The organism is Bacillus sp. FSL L8-0358 (genome assembly GCF_038593095.1).
Lineage (GTDB): Bacteria > Bacillota > Bacilli > Bacillales > Bacillaceae > Bacillus > Bacillus subtilis.
Window position 1 is genome coordinate 3,881,807 of sequence record NZ_CP151962.1, and the last position, 18,138, is coordinate 3,899,944.

At 45.3% G+C, this 18,138-nt stretch carries 18 protein-coding genes, 1 pseudogene and 3 riboswitches; of the genes and pseudogenes, 12 read left to right on the forward strand and 7 right to left on the reverse strand.

Translation table 11 applies throughout. From position 1 onward, the window contains the following. Position 1: 1 nt before the first annotated feature. The 3 genes from NYE49_RS19920 to NYE49_RS19930 all read right to left on the reverse strand — a co-directional run bounded on the left by NYE49_RS19920 (position 2) and on the right by NYE49_RS19930 (position 3,057). Positions 2-841: a polysaccharide deacetylase family protein gene (locus tag NYE49_RS19920; protein ID WP_038829093.1), complete on the reverse strand. Its 840-nt coding sequence runs from the start codon at positions 839-841 to the stop codon at positions 2-4. 104 nt (positions 842-945) lie between these two features. Continuing rightward, a complete protein-coding gene (gene msmX, locus NYE49_RS19925) occupies positions 946-2,043 on the reverse strand; it encodes a maltodextrin ABC transporter ATP-binding protein MsmX (RefSeq protein WP_047183410.1) in 1,098 nt (365 codons plus the stop codon). A 120-nt stretch (positions 2,044-2,163) separates the two neighbouring features. Next, on the reverse strand, positions 2,164-3,057 hold the full coding sequence (locus tag NYE49_RS19930; protein WP_217000442.1) for a PucR family transcriptional regulator: 894 nt from the start codon (positions 3,055-3,057) through the stop codon (positions 2,164-2,166). A gap of 183 nt (positions 3,058-3,240) precedes the next feature. Here NYE49_RS19930 and NYE49_RS19935 point away from each other — a divergent pair. Next, positions 3,241-4,699: pseudogene (locus NYE49_RS19935) on the forward strand (aldehyde dehydrogenase family protein). 41 nt (positions 4,700-4,740) lie between these two features. Here the strand turns inward: NYE49_RS19935 and NYE49_RS19940 are convergent. After that, positions 4,741-5,577 carry a YitT family protein gene (locus tag NYE49_RS19940; RefSeq protein ID WP_003242615.1) on the reverse strand — a complete coding sequence of 279 codons (837 nt, stop codon included), beginning with the start codon at positions 5,575-5,577 and terminating at the stop codon, positions 4,741-4,743. A gap of 76 nt (positions 5,578-5,653) precedes the next feature. Next, positions 5,654-5,756, reverse strand: a riboswitch (guanidine-I (ykkC/yxkD leader). Between the two features lie 388 nt (positions 5,757-6,144). Here NYE49_RS19940 and NYE49_RS19945 point away from each other — a divergent pair. Then, a complete protein-coding gene (locus NYE49_RS19945; protein ID WP_120028571.1) occupies positions 6,145-6,687 on the forward strand; it encodes a DUF4352 domain-containing protein in 543 nt (180 codons plus the stop codon). A gap of 74 nt (positions 6,688-6,761) precedes the next feature. On the opposite strand, the gene galE is transcribed toward NYE49_RS19945, so the two are convergent. Then, positions 6,762-7,781, reverse strand: a complete 1,020-nt coding sequence (gene galE / locus NYE49_RS19950; protein ID WP_069322994.1) for a UDP-glucose 4-epimerase GalE — start codon at positions 7,779-7,781, stop codon at positions 6,762-6,764. Positions 7,782-7,895: 114 nt separating this feature from the next. Beyond that, a complete protein-coding gene (locus NYE49_RS19955; RefSeq protein WP_015385045.1) occupies positions 7,896-8,402 on the reverse strand; it encodes a YbhB/YbcL family Raf kinase inhibitor-like protein in 507 nt (168 codons plus the stop codon). Positions 8,403-8,533: 131 nt separating this feature from the next. Here NYE49_RS19955 and NYE49_RS19960 point away from each other — a divergent pair, with 131 nt between their 5' ends. From NYE49_RS19960 to NYE49_RS20005, 10 genes are all read left to right on the forward strand, one after another. Beyond that, a complete protein-coding gene (locus tag NYE49_RS19960) occupies positions 8,534-9,409 on the forward strand; it encodes a LysR family transcriptional regulator (protein ID WP_047183413.1) in 876 nt (291 codons plus the stop codon). Positions 9,410-9,487: 78 nt separating this feature from the next. Further along, positions 9,488-9,961, forward strand: coding sequence for a DUF1453 family protein (locus NYE49_RS19965; RefSeq protein WP_047183414.1), 474 nt, complete (start codon positions 9,488-9,490; stop codon positions 9,959-9,961). Between the two features lie 17 nt (positions 9,962-9,978). Then, positions 9,979-11,199, forward strand: coding sequence for a sensor histidine kinase (locus tag NYE49_RS19970; RefSeq protein ID WP_015483897.1), 1,221 nt, complete (start codon positions 9,979-9,981; stop codon positions 11,197-11,199). After that, positions 11,186-11,842, forward strand: a complete 657-nt coding sequence (gene yxjL / locus NYE49_RS19975; protein ID WP_047183415.1) for a two-component system response regulator YxJL — start codon at positions 11,186-11,188, stop codon at positions 11,840-11,842. The genes NYE49_RS19970 and yxjL overlap by 14 nt, the downstream gene beginning before the upstream one ends. 49 nt (positions 11,843-11,891) lie before the next feature. Continuing rightward, positions 11,892-13,124 carry a peptidase T gene (gene pepT, locus NYE49_RS19980; RefSeq protein ID WP_047183416.1) on the forward strand — a complete coding sequence of 411 codons (1,233 nt, stop codon included), beginning with the start codon at positions 11,892-11,894 and terminating at the stop codon, positions 13,122-13,124. Between the two features lie 104 nt (positions 13,125-13,228). Beyond that, positions 13,229-13,357: a hypothetical protein gene (locus NYE49_RS19985; RefSeq protein WP_003227241.1), complete on the forward strand. Its 129-nt coding sequence runs from the start codon at positions 13,229-13,231 to the stop codon at positions 13,355-13,357. Between the two features lie 298 nt (positions 13,358-13,655). Next, the gene (locus NYE49_RS19990; RefSeq protein WP_080344241.1) at positions 13,656-13,910 is read left to right on the forward strand and encodes a hypothetical protein; all 255 of its coding nucleotides are present in this window, start codon (positions 13,656-13,658) and stop codon (positions 13,908-13,910) included. A gap of 128 nt (positions 13,911-14,038) precedes the next feature. Further along, positions 14,039-14,527, forward strand: coding sequence for an LURP-one-related/scramblase family protein (locus NYE49_RS19995; RefSeq protein ID WP_047183417.1), 489 nt, complete (start codon positions 14,039-14,041; stop codon positions 14,525-14,527). A 65-nt stretch (positions 14,528-14,592) separates the two neighbouring features. Then, positions 14,593-14,699, forward strand: a riboswitch (SAM riboswitch). 81 nt (positions 14,700-14,780) lie between these two features. Further along, a complete protein-coding gene (locus NYE49_RS20000; protein ID WP_047183595.1) occupies positions 14,781-15,914 on the forward strand; it encodes a 5-methyltetrahydropteroyltriglutamate--homocysteine S-methyltransferase in 1,134 nt (377 codons plus the stop codon). A 68-nt stretch (positions 15,915-15,982) separates the two neighbouring features. Beyond that, positions 15,983-16,089, forward strand: a riboswitch (SAM riboswitch). A gap of 77 nt (positions 16,090-16,166) precedes the next feature. Continuing rightward, positions 16,167-17,303, forward strand: a complete 1,137-nt coding sequence (locus NYE49_RS20005; RefSeq protein ID WP_047183418.1) for a 5-methyltetrahydropteroyltriglutamate--homocysteine S-methyltransferase — start codon at positions 16,167-16,169, stop codon at positions 17,301-17,303. 52 nt (positions 17,304-17,355) lie between these two features. On the opposite strand, the gene NYE49_RS20010 is transcribed toward NYE49_RS20005, so the two are convergent. Next, entirely contained in the window at positions 17,356-18,129 is a 774-nt protein-coding gene (locus tag NYE49_RS20010; RefSeq protein WP_015483900.1) for a 3-hydroxybutyrate dehydrogenase, read from the reverse strand. Positions 18,130-18,138: the final 9 nt, after the last annotated feature.

Here is an 18,138-nt window from a genome sequence, read left to right on the forward strand (position 1 = left end):
TTTATTTCATTGATTCGATGTACGCACCAAAAGCCGAGCCCGACATGCCTGGGGACACGCGCACACGATGGAGGGCATACATTCCCTGGTCTCTCGAAGCCGCGCCCGGTTCTGTCGTCACGCCCATTTGATAGCCTGTTTTTTCAGCGGCCTTCAGCGTCTCCTCATTGTAGCGCCCTACCGGATAGCTGATGATGGTGGTTTGCTGATGAAACATGTTGTCAAACAGCTTTTTCGAATCAGCCATCTCACTTTGCTGCTGTTGAGGCGTTAATCCGTTCAGTTCAAGGTGGTCAATCGTATGGCTTTCAATCGATATGCCGTGCTGTGCCATTTCCTTCATTTGTTCCTCTGTCAGATGGTGCTTATGTCCGATCGATTTGCCGATCATAAAAATCGTTGCCTTCATCCCGTACTTTTTCAGCACCGGATACGCATCTTGATAATTGTCGGTGTACCCGTCATCAAATGTGATCAGCACGCACTTCTCACTCGGTTTTTTATCCTGCGTCAGCATGAGATACGCCTCTTTCGGCGTTAATGTCTGATAGCCGTTATCATGAAGCCACTTCATATGCGCCTCGAATTCTTTTTTTGGCACACGGAGGCTGTTTCCTGAAGAAATGCTGTGGTACATCAAAATCGGCAGCTTTGCCGGTTTCTCTGTTTTGATCCATGCGGATGTATCGTCTTCTTTTTTCTGAACTTGTACTGCCTTTTTTTCCGGTTTCTTTTGTTCCGCTTTTGGCATCGGCTGCTCTGCATTCGCCTCTTGATCAGCGCAAGCCGCAAGCGCCAAACAGCTGCCCAAAAGAAAGACGCTTAAAAACAATCGTTTCATCGTTCTCCTGCTTTCTGTCTATTTCTTCCTCCTTTTTCATCGGTTTGATTCTGAGATTTTCAATAGCAAAAAACCGGACATCCCCATGTCCGGTTTTTTTGATCTTATCGAATTCTCATTTCTGTCTCACTGTCAAAGAAATGGCCTTTGTTCATATCAAATGCGACCGTCAGCTCATCGCCCGATTGAATATCGAGGCGGGCGTCGATCCGCGCAATAAAGTCTTGGTTGTCGATCTGCGAATAAATCATGATTTCAGAACCGAGCAGCTCTGCAACATTGATTTTCGCCTTAATCGAAGAGTTCTTATATGATTCCACGACAATCAATTCATCATGTATATCCTCAGGACGGATGCCGAAGATGACCTCTTTGCCGATGTAGCCTTTTTCACGCAGCACTTTCATTTTTCCTTCCGGGACGGTTAATGCCGCAGAACCGATTTTGATTAAGCCATCCGTGAGCTTTCCTTTGAAAAAGTTCATCGCCGGTGATCCGATAAACCCGCCGACAAAGACGTTTTCAGGGAATTCATAAACATCCTTCGGCGTCCCGATCTGCTGAATTTTCCCATCTTTCATGACTACGATCCGTGTCGCCATCGTCAGCGCTTCTGTCTGGTCATGCGTCACATAAATCGTAGTAGTCTGCAGTCTCTGGTGGAGCTTAATGATTTCCGCCCGCATTTGCACCCTCAGCTTCGCATCCAGGTTTGACAAAGGCTCATCCATCAGGAACACCTTTGCATCCCGCACGATTGCCCGGCCCAGCGCAACCCGCTGTCTCTGTCCGCCTGACAGCGCTTTCGGTTTACGGTGCAAATATTCCTCCAGCCCGAGAATTTTAGCAGCTTCCTCTACTCTTTTTTTGATTTCAGGCTTCGGCATTTTCCGAAGCTTGAGCCCGAACGCGATATTATCGTAGACCGTCATATGCGGATAGAGCGCGTAGTTCTGAAATACCATCGCGATATCCCTGTCCTTTGGCGCTACATCATTGACCCGTTTTCCTTCAATATAAAAATCGCCTTTCGAAATTTCTTCAAGTCCTGCGACCATTCGCAGCGTCGTTGATTTCCCGCAGCCGGACGGGCCGACGAATACGATAAATTCCTTATCGGCAATATGAAGGTTAAAGTCATCAACCGCCGGTTCCTTTTGATCATAAAATTTATAAATGTGCTCCATCCGCAATTCAGCCATCTAACATCCCCCTTTGTTATTGTAAACGCTTTCTTATATTGAGTGTAACAGCAATTCCCTCTCGCTAAAATGGGCAGCGTTCATAAAATCACCCAGCCATTTTTCGTGCATATTTCCAATTTATTCTGAACTTTCACTTTGCAGGCAGATAAAATAGGCAAGAAGCGCGCCTTTGTACGATTTGATATCTATCCCTGACCGCTCAATAAATTTATCAATCCGATATTGCAGGCTGTTACGATGCAGATGCAGCTTTTTCGCTGTTAATGTGACGTTTGAGTTGTTTTCAATAAACAGCTTAATGGTCTTCCTTAGCTCAGATTCACTTCCAAATAAAAGCTCAGCTTCTTCAGAGAGCAGCGTTTCCAATTTTTCTTTTTCTGTCTCTAATAATAGAAAAGGAAAGATCATCTCAAAGGTCACACTCTGTACCTGAGGCAGCCGTTTTTCAGCAAACAGGAAATACGCCTGTTCACGGGCGTAATGCTTTCGCAGACACTCATCCGGCTCGTAAAATCTTCCGGCGTAAAAACGGACACTGAAGTAGAAATCACTTTCAAGAACCTTTGCAAGTGATTCCAGTTCGTCCTTCTCCGCCGCCGCTTCACTTTCCTGCTCTACAATCACGCCTCTGTCCTCATGGATCCACACAATCACAAAAGACACCGGCCAAAAATGGCGAACCGCTTCCGTAAAGGACGTCCTTTCTATTTTGCCGAATAAATGAAAGTGAACAAATCTCGTCCGTTTCTTTATGTACGCCGGCAATTCCCCTCTGGAAAAAAGGAACGAAAACCACTTGTTTTCCTCAGGTGATTTCATAGACATTTGATTGCCCTCATCCGCAGGCGTCAAAAATGACTGCAGCACCAATACTTCTTTTTCACTGATCTCTGTTTTCGGAATGGAGATATATCTCTGATTGCTCTCATCAAAAAAACATAGACAGCCTTCCCTTATGCAAAGCTCCTCAGACACAATCGAACCGGGATAAATAGCCAGCAGCGATTTCATAGAGTCTCCTCTCTTATGTAAGGATCTGTATATTCAGTATAAGGCGAAACACACATGTTCTCCACTAAAAAAGAGTATATCCGGTATAGATAGACGAGAAACTGAAAGGGAAACCTCATTCGTTTACATATTGGCTTCAGCGGAAATAGAAAAGGATATGCAGGACCAAAGGAGGGTCATCTTATGAGTTTCGAAACGTTAAACAAAAGTTTTATCAACGGAAAATGGACTGAGGGAGAAAGCGGACGTACGGAGGACATTTTGAATCCGTATGACCAGTCTGTGATCACAACAGCATCTTTGGCAACGGGCAAACAGCTGGAGGATGCGTTTGACATTGCACAGAAAGCCCAAAAAGAGTGGGCCAAGAGCACGACGGAAGACCGAAAAGCCGTCCTGCAAAAAGCGCGCGGCTATTTACAGGAAAACCGTGATGACATCATTATGATGATCGCCCGCGAAACTGGCGGAACGATCATTAAATCAACAATCGAGCTGGAACAAACGATTGCGATTTTAGATGAAGCCATGACGTATACTGGTGAATTAGGCGGCGTCAAAGAGGTGCCATCCGACATTGAAGGGAAAACCAATAAGATTTACCGCCTTCCGCTTGGTGTCATTTCATCGATTTCTCCATTTAATTTTCCGATGAATTTATCTATGAGATCCATTGCGCCCGCAATTGCGCTGGGTAACAGCGTTGTTCACAAGCCTGATATCCAAACCGCTATTTCCGGCGGAACCATCATTGCGAAAGCGTTTGAACACGCCGGTCTTCCCGCCGGTGTCCTTAACGTCATGCTGACGGATGTAAAGGAAATCGGGGACGGCATGCTCACCAATCCAATCCCGAGATTAATCAGCTTTACAGGATCAACAGCAGTCGGGCGCCACATCGGTGAAATCGCCGGTCGTGCCTTCAAACGAATGGCCCTTGAACTCGGCGGCAACAATCCATTTGCCGTCCTTTCAGATGCGGATGTCGATCGTGCTGTGGATGCCGCGATTTTCGGAAAATTTATTCACCAGGGACAAATCTGTATGATTATCAACAGGATCATCGTTCATCAAGATGTGTACGATGAGTTTGTAGAAAAGTTCACCGCCCGTGTCAAACAGCTTCCGTACGGCGATCAAACCGATCCGAAAACCGTTGTCGGCCCGCTGATCAACGAGCGCCAAATCGAGAAAGCGCTGGAGATCATTGAGCAGGCAAAGGCAGAAGGCATTGAGCTTGCGGTTGAAGGAAAACGCGTCGGAAACGTGCTGACGCCGTACGTCTTTGTCGGTGCGGACAACAACAGCAAAATTGCCCAAACGGAGCTGTTTGCCCCAATCGCAACCATTATTAAAGCTGGCAGCGACCAGGAAGCGATTGACATGGCAAATGATACTGAATACGGCCTCAGCTCTGCGGTTTTCACTTCTGATGTAGAAAAAGGCGAAAAGTTCGCCCTGCAAATTGACAGCGGCATGACCCATGTCAACGACCAGTCCGTCAATGATTCGCCGAATATTGCCTTTGGCGGAAACAAAGCAAGCGGTGTCGGCCGCTTCGGCAATCCGTGGGTCGTCGAGGGAATTTACCGTGACGAAATGGATTTCGATACAGAAGCAATACCGCAAATATCCGTTCTAAATGAAAAAATCCCTCTGCTTCAAGTACAGAGGGATTTTTCTTTATTTAGATATATCTACAAACCCTTCTCCAAACACATCGCGTACATCATGAACGATCACAAACGCTTTTTTGTCGCAGCTTCTAATGATTTTTTTCAGCATAGACAGCTCCTGTTTGTTAATGACGATATACAAAATCTCTTTTGATTGGCCCGTATAATTTCCCTTCCCTGATAAAATCGTCACGCCCCGATCCATCAAGGTATTTACCTGCTCTGCAATCTCACTCTTATTTTCTGAAATGACCGTAATGGCTTTTTTCGTATTCAAACCTTCAATAATGAAGTCCATCACTTTGGTACCGATATACAGCATCACGATCGTAAACATCATTTTTTCTGCACCAATAATAAAATAAGAGCTAAATACTACGATTAAATCAAAAAACAAGAGTGCATAGCTGATATTCCAATCTAAATATTTATTAGCAATTCTGGCCAAAATCGCGGAACCGGCCGTCGTCCCGCCGACCCGGATAATCATGCCGATCCCGACTCCCGCAAATACACCTGCGAAAATCGTATTAATGATCAATTCATCAGACGGAATGCTCCACCCATGTGTCAGATGAAGAAAAAGCGAATTTGCCGCAACCGCAATGATCGTATAAACCGTTGTTTTTCCATCCAGAAACTTGTAGCCGATTAAAAGCAAAAACGCATTTAAGATAAAGTTCGTGACACCAGGAGACCATTGAAACAGATAATACAATATCAGCGTAATCCCAGTGACTCCGCCTTCCCCAAGATCATTGGGAATCGCAAATAAATTAACCGCAAGCGCGAAGAAAAAAGCGCCAATCACAAGCATTAGTACATCCAGCATTCTCTTTTTCATCACGAAAACACTCCTTCTCATTGTTCTGTTCTAGCAAATAAAAAAACCCAGGAGAACGCTCTCGAAAAAGAGCAGAAACTCCTGGGCTTTTATCCCACCGTGTCATAACAGCCAAGCTGCTATGTGTTTTCTCTCGGTCACAGTCCAATTTGCATTGCGGAACCCTAGAAAACCACTGTTTTTATCATATCCTTTTCACTTTCCAATATTAGCATTATAAGGGACGGTTCGAATTGGTTCAAGGGGTATTTGCGGAGTTTTCATCAGATAAGCTGGAAGAAAAAACGAGTTATCTATTAAAAAAGAACAGATATAACCGATAAGAAAAAAAGCATATATTTTACAAGTGAATTTAACTATAAATGATAATAATTATAAGAAATTCATAATTTTATATTGACTAAGCGAAATAATATAGGCATTATAGTACATATGTTTCGTACATTTTATTACATAGGAGGAAATATAATGGCAGGAAAACTAGTACCCTGTAAAGCTTGCGGTCAAGAAATTGCAAAGGGTGTAAAAAAATGTCCTAACTGCGGTAAAGATCAACGTAACTTTTTTATGCGACATAAAATCATTACGTTTATTCTCGCAGTTGTTGTCATCATTATTATCGGTAATATGATTGGCGGCGGAGGCGGCTCAGAAGCCACTTCCAAAACATCAAGCAGCAGCAAAGCAGAAACTGAAAAAACATACAATATCGGTGATACCGTAAAAACTGAAAAAACTGAAGTGACAGTTACGAAGGTAGAGGACAGAGATACTGTCGGTACTCAATATGTTGAAAAGAAAGCATCTGATGGTGGTACAATTGTAGCAGTTCAATATACAATTAAAAACGTATCTAAAAAGCCGATTAGCTCTTTTTCAATTCCAACTGTTAAATTAGTTGATGCTGATGGCACTTCTTATGATGCTGATATCGATGCTTCTTCAACCTATGCAACTGAGACAAAAGTTGACAACTCTAAAATATTAAGTGATCTAAATCCTAATATTAAAGTAACAGATGTGAAAGCATTTGAGGTGGACAAGGAAGCTTATGCAAAAGGCACTTGGAAACTAAAATTCAGTAATGATGTTATTGTGAAAATCAAATAACAGCTAACAAGGGTGCCTGTTCAGGCACCCTTGTTCTTTAAAAAAGGCCTTCTCTATTGAGAAGGCCTCCATTCTTATTCCGCACTCTTATACCCATTCACATTTGAAGACTGCCATCTCCAGGAATCAGCACACATTTCCTCAAGGCCGCGTTTCGCTTCCCAGCCCAGTTCCCGCTTGGCTTTCGCAGGATCTGCAAAGCATGTGGCGATGTCTCCCGGACGGCGGTCCGCAAAACGGTACGGAACCTCTTTCCCTGACACTTTTTCAAAGGCTTTGACCATTTCAAGCACGCTGTAGCCTGTGCCTGTTCCAAGGTTGTATGCATCGGCTCCTGTAGAGTTCAATACTTTTTCCAGCGCCTTGACGTGGCCTTCTGCGAGATCAACGACGTGAATATAATCACGTACGCCTGTCCCGTCTTTTGTCGGATAGTCGTTTCCGAATACGCTTAATTGCTCGAGCTTCCCGACAGCTACCTGTGCCACATACGGCATAAGGTTATTTGGGATTCCGTTCGGGTCTTCACCGATCCGTCCGCTTGGATGCGCGCCGAACGGGTTAAAGTAACGAAGCAGCGCAACGCTCCACTCATTGTCGGCTGTATGCAAATCACGCAATATTTGTTCAAGCATGAGCTTTGTCTGCCCATAAGGATTTGTCGCGCCTAATGGAAAGTCTTCCGTAATCGGCGATGTTTCCGGAACGCCGTACACTGTCGCAGATGAACTGAATACGATTTTCTTGACGCCGAATTTCTCCATGGCCTCGCATAAAATAAACGTTCCTGTCAGATTGTTATGATAATATTTGAGCGGAATCGCCACAGATTCACCGACTGCTTTTAACCCAGCAAAATGAATCACAGCTTCGATTTCATTTTCAGCAAAAACCGCATCTACCGCTTCCCGGTCCAATAAGTCCGCTTCGTAGAACGTTAAATCTTTTCCCGTAATCTCCTTGACACGGTTCAGCGCCTCAGCCGAACTGTTGGACAGATTATCAAGAACAACAATCTCGTAGCCGCTGTTCAATAATTCAACACATGTGTGGCTGCCAATGTACCCGGCACCGCCAGTAACAAGTATTGCCATGATGTAAACCCTCCTAAAAAATGACCTGTTTTCATTATATAGTGTTTAGAACCGGTCCACATCCATTTTTAAGAAGTTTAATCGTTTATTAATAGTTTTTTCATATTTTTTAGCTTAAACCCTTGCCAGCAATTCGATAGAGGCTTCAGCAAGAATGTGCTCTTTCATTTCTTGGTAGAGCTCGTTCAAGTAAAAGCCCGGCTGAAGATTCAGCTCAGCATCTAAAGCATAGACCGTCAATGTATACGCATGATCCTTGTCAGGCGGTGTCGGCCCGCAATACTGGTGAATCACCTTTGGATCGTTGCTTCCCGCAAGCGGTGAAGCAAAGCTGTTTTGCCCTTGTATCATCAAGTCCTGTCTTTCCTCACTCGCATGTTCAGGAAGCTCTCCGATGTAAGCCGGAATATTAGCCGCTGTCCAGTGAATCCAGCTGAATCCGCATACGGGAATGGCGTCATGATCGATGAAAGTAAGTGCGAGGGTCTTTGCTCCGGACGGGATGTCATCAAAATGAATCGGAAAGGAGACAAATGGGTTTCCTTCTCTCTTATATTTTTCATCCGCGTATTTTGAATACTTGTCATGTAAATATGGATTTGCTTCTACGTATATGTTCATATGAATCCCTCTCTCTCTATTTTCTCGTCCTATAGGTATACTAAACGAATCGATGTATAATCAGTGATAAACAAATACGCATGTAAACGTAACAATTTGTTATGGATAACTTGCAGTGAAGGAGATATTTCATGGATTTAAAGTGGCTGCAAACCTTTATTGCCGCAGCGGAATCAGAGAGCTTCAGGAAGACGGCTGAGCGTCTGTATCTCACACAGCCTGCCGTTTCTCAGCATATGAGGAAATTGGAAGATGAACTGGGCATGAGGTTGTTTTTGCATAGCGGAAGACGAGTCGTACTGACTGACGAAGGCAGGCTCTTTTTGCCTTATGCCAAAGAAATGATCCATGTTTACCAAGCTGGAAAGCAGAAAGTCAGCCAATGGAAACAGGGGTACAGCCGATCACTCACGCTGGCCGTACACCCCTACATTGCGTCCTATATCTTGCCTCGCTTTCTGCCAGCCTATATCCAAAAACATCCGCATGTCGAGCTTTCAACTCATGTGGCTGGATCTGACGCTATTAAACAAGCGGTGGAACACAATGAAGCTGATATTGGTTTGTCGCGGAAAGACCCGAACACCAACACTCTTTATTATCAGCATATATGCGAAGGTACGCTTTGTCTGGCGGCTCCTTTCCAAGAAAACAGGCCGGATGCTGCAGCCGTCTTAACCCGCTATCGGCTGCTAACGCATGATCATCCGTCATATGGGGATGCCTTTTTAGATAACATCCGATCACATTACCCGTCTCTTCAAATGATGGCTGTCGGGCAGACGGATACGGCTGTCCACATGATGAAAACGGGAATGGGGGCATCTTTCCTCCCTACCTACATTATCAAACAGGAAGAAGCCGAAAAAAAGCTGATGGCTGTCAGCACGCCTGCACATCTAGAATTGCCTGCGTCCCAAACGTTTATGATGTGGAAAAGAAACAACGAAGACATTCAGCATTTTCACGCCATGTTACATGACTTTATGCAGCGCGAACAAGTATAGCAGCTGAAAAATCAATCTGCCGGTTGACGTTTTCCTTTCCCTTTTTCGCTATGCTTAATGCAGAAAGGATTTGATGACATGGCGATGAGCCCTTATATTTTTATTGTATTGATTCTTATTATTTTATCGATGTATCGAGAAAGAACGGTAAAGCCCGGGAAGTTGCTGATCATTCCGCTGCTGCTCTTATGGGGCGTATCATCATCGTTTCAGCCGGCGTATTTTCATTCCGTATTACATGTGGCGATCAGCGGCATTTTATTACTGATCGGGCTGGCCTGCGGGTTTGGCATTGGGAAGATGGTAAATGTGCGGATTCACCCGGAAACAGGAAAGGTCACTTCACGCGGCTCACTTGGGAGTGTTATCCTCATTCTAGTGATACTTTCTTTGCGCATGGCCGCGAGAACATGGCTGCCTGAGAGCAACGAGATGTTTATTGCCATTATTCATTCTATGTTCTTCGTTCCCCTCGGCACCATTACAGCCCGCAACATCATGCTTTACAAAGCATACAGACGGCTGACCGCCGGCAAAGTATCCATTCAATAACCGAAAGAAGGACCAGCATGAACGGACAATCTCCGGCTCGGCACTACAAGAAGCTTGTGCCGAGCCTTATTCTCATTTTGAATTGCATACAATTTTTATCTCATCCAACTAAGGCTGATCCCATTTTGTTAGCATTTGTATTTGCGGTATACTTAGCATTCATTTGGATCATTCCCTATGTGGCATCCACCGCTGTTAGTTTGAGCATATTCGTCGGGCTTTGGATCCTGACCGTTTTTCTTTGGGCTGTTTCCGGCCAAGAGCAGGGAGCCGCCTTTTTTTTACTCGTATTTTTAATGGTTTATGCAGCCATAAAGCTTCCTGCACGGCTGTCTTTGATCCTTACAGTGTGCCTAATTGGGGGCAATGCTTTCTTTTTGTATTCTGTTTTTGACAGCAGCTGGGACGATATCATCAGCAACATCTCGATCATGATCGGGCTCTACGTCTTCTTCTCCTCCATGCGTTTCAGACGAGAAGCGAGAAAGGAGGCTGAACGGAATCATGCTGAATTGGCAAAAATGCATGTGCAGCTGGAGCATGCTCATAAAGAACTCCAGAAAGCGCATGCAGAGCTGCAGGAGGCTTCTGTTCTTTCATTAAGGTACGCGGTCCTTGAGGAGCGTACAAGAATTGCCCGCGACATTCATGACAGCATCGGTCACGAGCTGACTTCTGTGATTGTTCAGCTTCAATCCCTTCCCTATATCCTTAAAAGCAGCAAGGAGGATTCAGAAAAAGTCATTCAAAATGTACTGAGTGTCGCCAGGGAATGTCTTCAAGAAGTACGGTCTGTCGTTCACCAAATGGGCCGTAGTGAATCGATGGTGGGGCTTACCGCTTTGCGGGGGCTCATTCATCAAGTGGAGGAACGGAGCGGCTTGCACGTTTCTTTAGATACTGCCGGACTGTCAGAAGAGTCTTGGCCTCCAAACGTGAGCGAAACGATCTACCGCATCTTGCAGGAAGCGCTGACCAATATCATTCGTCACGCTGACGCTTCTCATGCGGCGGCCGTCATTTCTAACGACAAGTCCCATCTCTATGTCACAATCACCGACGACGGACAATTCACCGGCAGCCTTACTTATGGATTTGGCCTGACAGGAATGAAAGAGCGCGCAGAAAAAGCAGGCGGTTCCCTTACTTTCAGTGCCGTACAGCCGAGCGGCCTGAAAATTGAGCTGTCATTGCCGCTCATGACAACGAATAAGGAGCAAAAAGATGAACAAAGATAAAATACGCGTCGCGCTTGCCGATGATCAGCCGCTTGTGCGTGAAGGCTTCCGCTACGTCATCAACGCACAGACGGATATGACGGTTTCTGGCGAGGCCGGCGACGGTCACGATATTATAGCACTCGCAAAACAAACAAAACCCGATGTCATCCTCATGGATGTCCAGATGCCGCATTGCTCAGGCATCGAAGCGGCAAAAGACATTATGTCCGCACTTCCAAATACAAAGATAGTCATTTTAACCACCTTTGACACGGAAGAATACGTATTTGAAGGCATCCGTGCGGGCGCAGTCGGCTATCTGCTGAAGGATACACTTCCTGAAGAGTTGATAGATGCGATTCGCGCTGCGGCGAGAGGCGAGGCGATTTTTCGTACAGTCACAGCTGCTAAAATTATCAGTGAGACATTTCGGGCGAAGCAACAGCCTCATGCCGAAGAACTGGCAGAGCCGTTCACCAAAAGAGAGCTTGAGGTTCTTCAGCAAATGGCCTACGGACTGAGAAATGAGGATATTGCTGAAAAGCTTTTCGTCAGTGAAAGCACTGTGAAAACCCACGTGCACCGCATCCTGCAAAAATGCAATGCCCAAGACCGGACACAGGCAGTCGTTTTTGCCATTCGAAACGGTATTGTGCAATAGAAATCCCTCATCCCGCCATGCTAAAATAAGACAAAGGAGATGATTGGAAATGAAAGAAGAAATCATTGAACGGTTTACTACATATGTAAAAGTCGACACACAGTCCGATGAATCCGTTGACACTTGTCCCTCCACACCCGGCCAATTGACATTAGGAAACATGCTCGTTGATGAATTGAAGTCCATCGGCATGCAGGATGCAGCTATTGATGAAAACGGCTATGTCATGGCAACTCTTCCCTCCAATACTGAAAAAGACGTGCCGACAATCGGCTTTCTCGCTCACGTCGACACCGCTACAGATTTTACCGGCAAAAACGTGAATCCGCAAATCATCGAAAGCTATGATGGAAAAGACATCGTTCTTAACGAACAGCTGCAGGTCACCCTGTCACCTGATCAATTCCCTGAGCTGTATGGCTATAAGGGCCATACACTCATCACCACAGACGGCACCACCCTTCTCGGCGCAGACAATAAGGCCGGTATCGCTGAAATCATGACAGCCATGGATTACCTCATCAAACACCCTGAAATCAAGCACGGCACAATCAGGGTCGCCTTTACGCCTGATGAAGAAATCGGAAGAGGGCCGCACAAATTTGATGTGAAACGGTTCAATGCTTCCTTTGCCTACACGGTTGACGGCGGGCCGCTCGGCGAGCTTGAATATGAAAGCTTCAATGCAGCTGCCGCAAAAATTACGATTAAAGGCAACAACGTACATCCCGGAACAGCTAAAGGAAAAATGATCAACTCTGCGAAAATCGCGATGAAGCTGAACAGCCTGCTGCCGGCAGACGAAGCGCCTGAATATACGGAAGGCTATGAAGGCTTCTTCCACCTGCTGTCGATTCAAGGAGACGTAGAGGAAACAAAGCTCCACTACATTATCAGAGACTTTGACAAAGAGAATTTCCAAAACAGAAAAGAAACAATGAAGCGTGCCGTTGAAGAACTTCAAAACGAATACGGGCAAGACCGGATTCTGCTGGATATGAACGACCAATACTACAATATGAGAGAGAAAATTGAACCTGTCATCGAAATCGTCAACATTGCCAAGCAAGCGATGGAAAACCTCGGAATCGAACCGAAGATTTCTCCCATCCGCGGCGGCACCGACGGATCGCAGCTGTCCTACATGGGGCTTCCGACGCCAAACATCTTTACAGGCGGGGAAAACTTCCACGGCAAATTTGAATACATCTCAGTTGACAACATGGTCAAAGCCGTAAATGTCATCGTTGAGATTGCAAAGCAGTTTGAAGCGCAAGCGTAATGCCAAAAGCCAGTCCAAAAAAGGACTGGCTTTTTTGTGTGAAAGTGAAACATTTTAAACGCGTCCTCCGTAAAACAAGTATCAACAAATGAGGAGGAAAAACAATGACAAAACATGCAATCGCTGCCAAGAGTCTCTTGAAAAAATGGATCATTTCCAGGCCGCTTAACATGCAAAAGAAATCCAGCCCATTTCAAAAAATCAGAAAAATGTTCAAACGCTTCTTCAAATAAAACATTCAAATCCCCTAAATACAATCCGTATTCACCCGTACCGCCCAAATGCTCCGTAATTTGGGTTTTTTGTGTTCAATTCCGCAAAATAGGGTATAAACCAAACAAGCAAGAAAACAGCACCCAAAAACAGGTAATTAGAATTACGTAAACTTAGGTTAAAAGTTATATAAAGGAATTTATTTTATCGTCGATAGTAACTATAGAACCAATCATCAACAAGAGCAAACAGCGTAATTCAAGACTATTTTCAGGTCATCAGGTTATACTGTTTTAGAGGGACAGTTTCTCGTTATTTATTGATTTAGAATTTTTTGAATACTTTTTGACTTTTTATCCGTACAATAGAGAGTACCAAAACTTTTTTTGGGAGGTATGTAATATGATCCTATTTATTATCATCGCATTATGCGGCTATCTTCTTTTTTCTTTCAGCAAGGACAATCGCCGCAAACCGCAAAAGACAAGCCCTCTGCCAGCAGCCGCACCTCATCACAACAACCTAATCGACCTTGACGCCATCCGCCAAAAACGCCGGATGCATCTTTCCTAATTCTATATTTCAAATGAAAAGGCTGCTGAATCACGCAGCCTTTTAAAATTGTTTTGATTTAGAGCCTGAAACCTTTTCGCCACCTATCCGTAATTTCATACAAGGCAAACCCAAAGGAGACTTCAGCAATGATCGAGTTATTTATGAAACAAAAAATGTTCTCATTTAAAGATGCATTTCACATTTATGACCGGGATGAACAAGAAACATTCAAGGTGGAGGGGCGTTTTTTCTCGTTAGGAGACTCATTACAAATGACAGACTCATCTGGGAAAACGCTCGTTTCCATAGAACAAAAACTAATGTCTTTATTGCCGCGCTATGAGATTTCAATTGGCGGGAAAACAGTTTGTGAGGTAACGAAGAAAGTAACGTTTTTCAAACCGAAATTTGTGATTTCCGGGCTTAACTGGGAAATCGATGGTGATTTATGGAGGGATGAATTCCAGCTGACGGACGGGGAAAGTGTCCGGATGTCAGTGAGCAAAAAGTGGCTCAGTTGGGGTGATTCCTATCACTTGCAGATTGCAAACGAGGAAGATGTTCTGATTTGCACTGCCATCGCTATCGTGCTTGATATGGTTTTATATAACGATGAAGATGAAAGTATTTTCTAAAAAGCATTGACAATTGATGCAAAAGTAATAATATTAAGATAATTGAAATCTGAATATGAAGTTGTACCTTATCAAGAGAGGTGGAGGGACTGGCCCTATGATACCCGGCAACCGCTGTTACAAACAGAATGGTGCTAAATCCTTAAGAACATTGCGTTCTTGCAGATGAGGCGGAGATTTGATCGTTCAAGCTCTTCCTTCACAAAGGAAGAGCTTTTTACATGCTCAATATTTCAGAAAAGAGGCGAATAACATGGCTCAACAAACGAATGTTGCAGGACAAAAAACAGAAAAACAACGCAAAGCACCTTTCCGCGCCGATCATGTCGGCAGTTTACTGCGCTCCGCTCCGGTGAAGGAAGCCCGGCAGAAAAAAGCGGCCGGCGAGATCACAGCGGAACAGCTTCGTGATATCGAAAATCAAGAGATCACCCGCATCGTGGAAAAACAAAAGGAAATCGGTCTCGATGTGGTAACAGACGGGGAATTCAGGCGTTCCTGGTGGCATTATGACTTCCTGGAAGGGCTTGACGGTGTGGAACCGTTCATCCCGGCTGAGGGAATTCAGTTCCATAACACAAAAACGAAAGCGCGCAGCATCAAAGTGACGGGAAAACTCGATTTTACGAGCCACCCAGCGCTTGCTGATTATCAATTTTTACATGAGATTGCCGGTAACGCGACGCCAAAATTGACCATTCCCAGCCCAAATATGCTGTTTTTTGGCGAAAAGGCGGATAAAGGGATTTATGACGATCAAGAGGAATACTTTCATGATCTGGCCCAAGCGTACAAAAAAGCAATCAAAGCCTTCTATGATGCTGGCTGCCGTTATCTCCAGCTTGATGATACGTCATGGTCTCTCTTCTTTGAGGAAAAAGGCAGAGAGGTTGTCCGGGCGCTCGGCGGTGATCCAGAAACATTGCCAGCCATATTTGCCAAAACAATTAACGATGCCGTCGCAGACCGGCCTGACGATTTAACGATCACAATGCACATTTGCCGCGGCAACTTCCGCTCAACATGGGCGGCATCAGGAGGGTACGACGCTGTAGCGGAAACGATTTTGGACGGCTTAAACCTTGACGGCCTTTTCTTGGAATACGATGATGACCGCTCCGGAAACTTTGATCCGCTCCGTTTTGTGAAGCGCAAGGATCTGCAAATTGTGCTCGGCTTGATCACATCGAAATACGGCGAGCTTGAAAATCCTGAGGATGTGAAACGCCGCATCAATGAAGCCGCGCGTTTTGTCAGCTTGGACCAGCTATGCCTGAGCCCGCAGTGCGGTTTCGCCTCTACAGAAGAAGGCAACCTTCTGACAGAGGAGCAGCAATGGGCAAAGCTTCGCCATGTCATCGACATTGCCAACGATGTGTGGAGATAATCTATCATTGACAGAAATAGAAAATGTGTGAATAATAGATACTATCAGAAAATTTCATAAAAAGGTTTTCCTTATCAAGAGAGGTGGAGGGACTGGCCCTGCGATACCCGGCAACCGCTGTTTAACAGAATGGTGCTAAATCCTTTAGAGCAATGATTGCTCTTGAAGATAAGGTTGAGATTGTCACGCAAGCTCTTCCTTATCCAAAGGAAGAGCTTTTTTATATTTGAATGGAAAGAAGGAATGGACAACATGTCACACCAAACAACACCCGCAGAACAAAAATCACTTCAAAGAAAAAAACCGCCGTTTCGCGCGGATCAAGTCGGAAGCCTGTTGAGATCTGAGCCCGTTAAAAAAGCGCGGCTGCAAAAAGCGGCCGGCGAAATGACCGCTGAACAGCTTCGCCAAATTGAAAACGATGAAATCATCCGCATTGTGGAAAAACAGAAGGAAACCGGCCTGAACGTCGTGACAGACGGTGAATTCCGCAGAGCATGGTGGCACTTTGATTTCCTGGAAAACTTAGATGGCGTTGAGCCGTTTACTCCTGAGCACGGAATCCAATTCCATAACGTACAGACAAAAGCACGCGGCATTAAAGTCACAGGTGATATCGACTTTTCAACTCACCCAATGCTTGAAGATTATTCGTTTCTCCATAGCATTGCCGGTGACGCGACGCCAAAGATGACGATTCCAAGCCCGAATATGCTGTTTTTCCGCGGAAAACTGGAAAAGGATGCGTATAAAAAAGATTATCACCTTTTCCAGCATGATGTATCCAAAGCATATAAAAAAGCGATTCAAGCGTTTTATGACAGAGGCTGCCGCTACCTCCAGCTTGATGATACAGCGTGGGCCGTTTTCTTATCAGAAAAAGGCTTAAAACAAATCGAAGCGTTCGGAACAACGCCTGATGAGCTTCGCCAGCTGTTTGCGAAATCGATTAACGACGCGATTGCAGACCGCCCGGATGACTTGACGGTAACCATGCATATTTGCCGCGGCAACTTCCAGTCCACTTGGACAGCGGAAGGCGGCTATGACGCAGCCGCCGAAACCATTTTTGACGGCTTGAATCTTGACGGACTTTTCTTAGAGTATGATGATTCACGCTCAGGCGGATTTGAGCCTCTCCGTTACGTAAAACGGTCTGATCTTCAGCTTGTTCTTGGCTTAGTGACATCTAAATTCGGTGAGCTTGAAAATCCGGATGACGTGAAACGTCGTATCGAAGAAGCGTCCCGTTATGTAAGCTTAGACCAGCTTTGCCTCAGCCCTCAATGCGGATTTGCTTCAACTGAGGAAGGCAACAAGCTGACTGAAGAACAGCAATGGGCGAAGCTCCGCCATGTGGTTGAGATCGCTAATGATGTTTGGAAATAAGCAAAGAAAAAACACACTTGATTCCCTAGCGGAGCAAGTGTGTTTTTTTATGTCACTGTGCGGTGTAGCCCCCATCAAGGACGACAGCCTGCCCAGTGACGCCCTTCGCCTTCTCGCTTGCCAAAAACACGGCATAATCCGCAATTTCCTTGACGGAAAGCAGTCGCTTTTGCGGCACAAGCGGAAAAATGACTTGTTCAAGTACAGAGTCGTAAGGGACATTTCTAGTTTTCGATAGATCGCTAAGCTGATTGCGTACAAGCTGGGTATCGACATAACCCGGGCAGAGCGCATTGACTGTTATGCCGTGGGGCGCGCCTTCCAGCGCCCCGACTTTTGTGAGTCCAATGACGCCGTGCTTGGCGCTATTATAAGCGGATTTCCCTGCAAAGCCGACTAATCCATTAACAGACGCGATATTAATGATTCTGCCAAACTGCTGTTTTTTCATGATCGGAAAAACATGCTTCATTGCAATAAAGGGCGCCGTCAGCATGACCTTGATCAGCTGTTCAAAGGTTTCTGTCGGAAACTCTTCAATCGGAGCGACGTGCTGAATACCGGCATTGTTCACCAAAATATCCAAGCGGCCGTATCGTTTTTGGATGACGTTCACCGTATCAGCAACTTGCGCTTCCTTTGTCACATCATACGGAATGGCCGCCGCGTCCAAGCCTTCTTCTGCAAGCTTGGAGGCTGCTTGTTCACATGCTTCCGGACGGAGGTCTGAAACGATGACGCTGGCGCCTTCCCGGGCGAATTCTCTTGCCATTTCGAATCCGATTCCGCCGGCAGCCCCTGTCACCAAGGCGACTTGTTTTCTCATGTCAAACAC

Coding starts and splice junctions, on each gene's coding strand:
- NYE49_RS19920 (WP_038829093.1), bottom strand. CDS start 841: ATGAAACGATTGTTTTTAAGCGTCTTTCTTTTGGGCAGCTGTTTGGCG.
- msmX (WP_047183410.1), bottom strand. CDS start 2,043: ATGGCTGAATTGCGGATGGAGCACATTTATAAATTTTATGATCAAAAG.
- NYE49_RS19930 (WP_217000442.1), bottom strand. CDS start 3,057: ATGAAATCGCTGCTGGCTATTTATCCCGGTTCGATTGTGTCTGAGGAG.
- NYE49_RS19940 (WP_003242615.1), bottom strand. CDS start 5,577: ATGAAAAAGAGAATGCTGGATGTACTAATGCTTGTGATTGGCGCTTTT.
- NYE49_RS19945 (WP_120028571.1), top strand. CDS start 6,145: ATGCGACATAAAATCATTACGTTTATTCTCGCAGTTGTTGTCATCATT.
- galE (WP_069322994.1), bottom strand. CDS start 7,781: ATGGCAATACTTGTTACTGGCGGTGCCGGGTACATTGGCAGCCACACA.
- NYE49_RS19955 (WP_015385045.1), bottom strand. CDS start 8,402: ATGAACATATACGTAGAAGCAAATCCATATTTACATGACAAGTATTCA.
- NYE49_RS19960 (WP_047183413.1), top strand. CDS start 8,534: ATGGATTTAAAGTGGCTGCAAACCTTTATTGCCGCAGCGGAATCAGAG.
- NYE49_RS19965 (WP_047183414.1), top strand. CDS start 9,488: ATGGCGATGAGCCCTTATATTTTTATTGTATTGATTCTTATTATTTTA.
- NYE49_RS19970 (WP_015483897.1), top strand. CDS start 9,979: ATGAACGGACAATCTCCGGCTCGGCACTACAAGAAGCTTGTGCCGAGC.
- yxjL (WP_047183415.1), top strand. CDS start 11,186: ATGAACAAAGATAAAATACGCGTCGCGCTTGCCGATGATCAGCCGCTT.
- pepT (WP_047183416.1), top strand. CDS start 11,892: ATGAAAGAAGAAATCATTGAACGGTTTACTACATATGTAAAAGTCGAC.
- NYE49_RS19985 (WP_003227241.1), top strand. CDS start 13,229: ATGACAAAACATGCAATCGCTGCCAAGAGTCTCTTGAAAAAATGGATC.
- NYE49_RS19995 (WP_047183417.1), top strand. CDS start 14,039: ATGATCGAGTTATTTATGAAACAAAAAATGTTCTCATTTAAAGATGCA.
- NYE49_RS20000 (WP_047183595.1), top strand. CDS start 14,781: ATGGCTCAACAAACGAATGTTGCAGGACAAAAAACAGAAAAACAACGC.
- NYE49_RS20005 (WP_047183418.1), top strand. CDS start 16,167: ATGTCACACCAAACAACACCCGCAGAACAAAAATCACTTCAAAGAAAA.
- NYE49_RS20010 (WP_015483900.1), bottom strand. CDS start 18,129: ATGAGAAAACAAGTCGCCTTGGTGACAGGGGCTGCCGGCGGAATCGGA.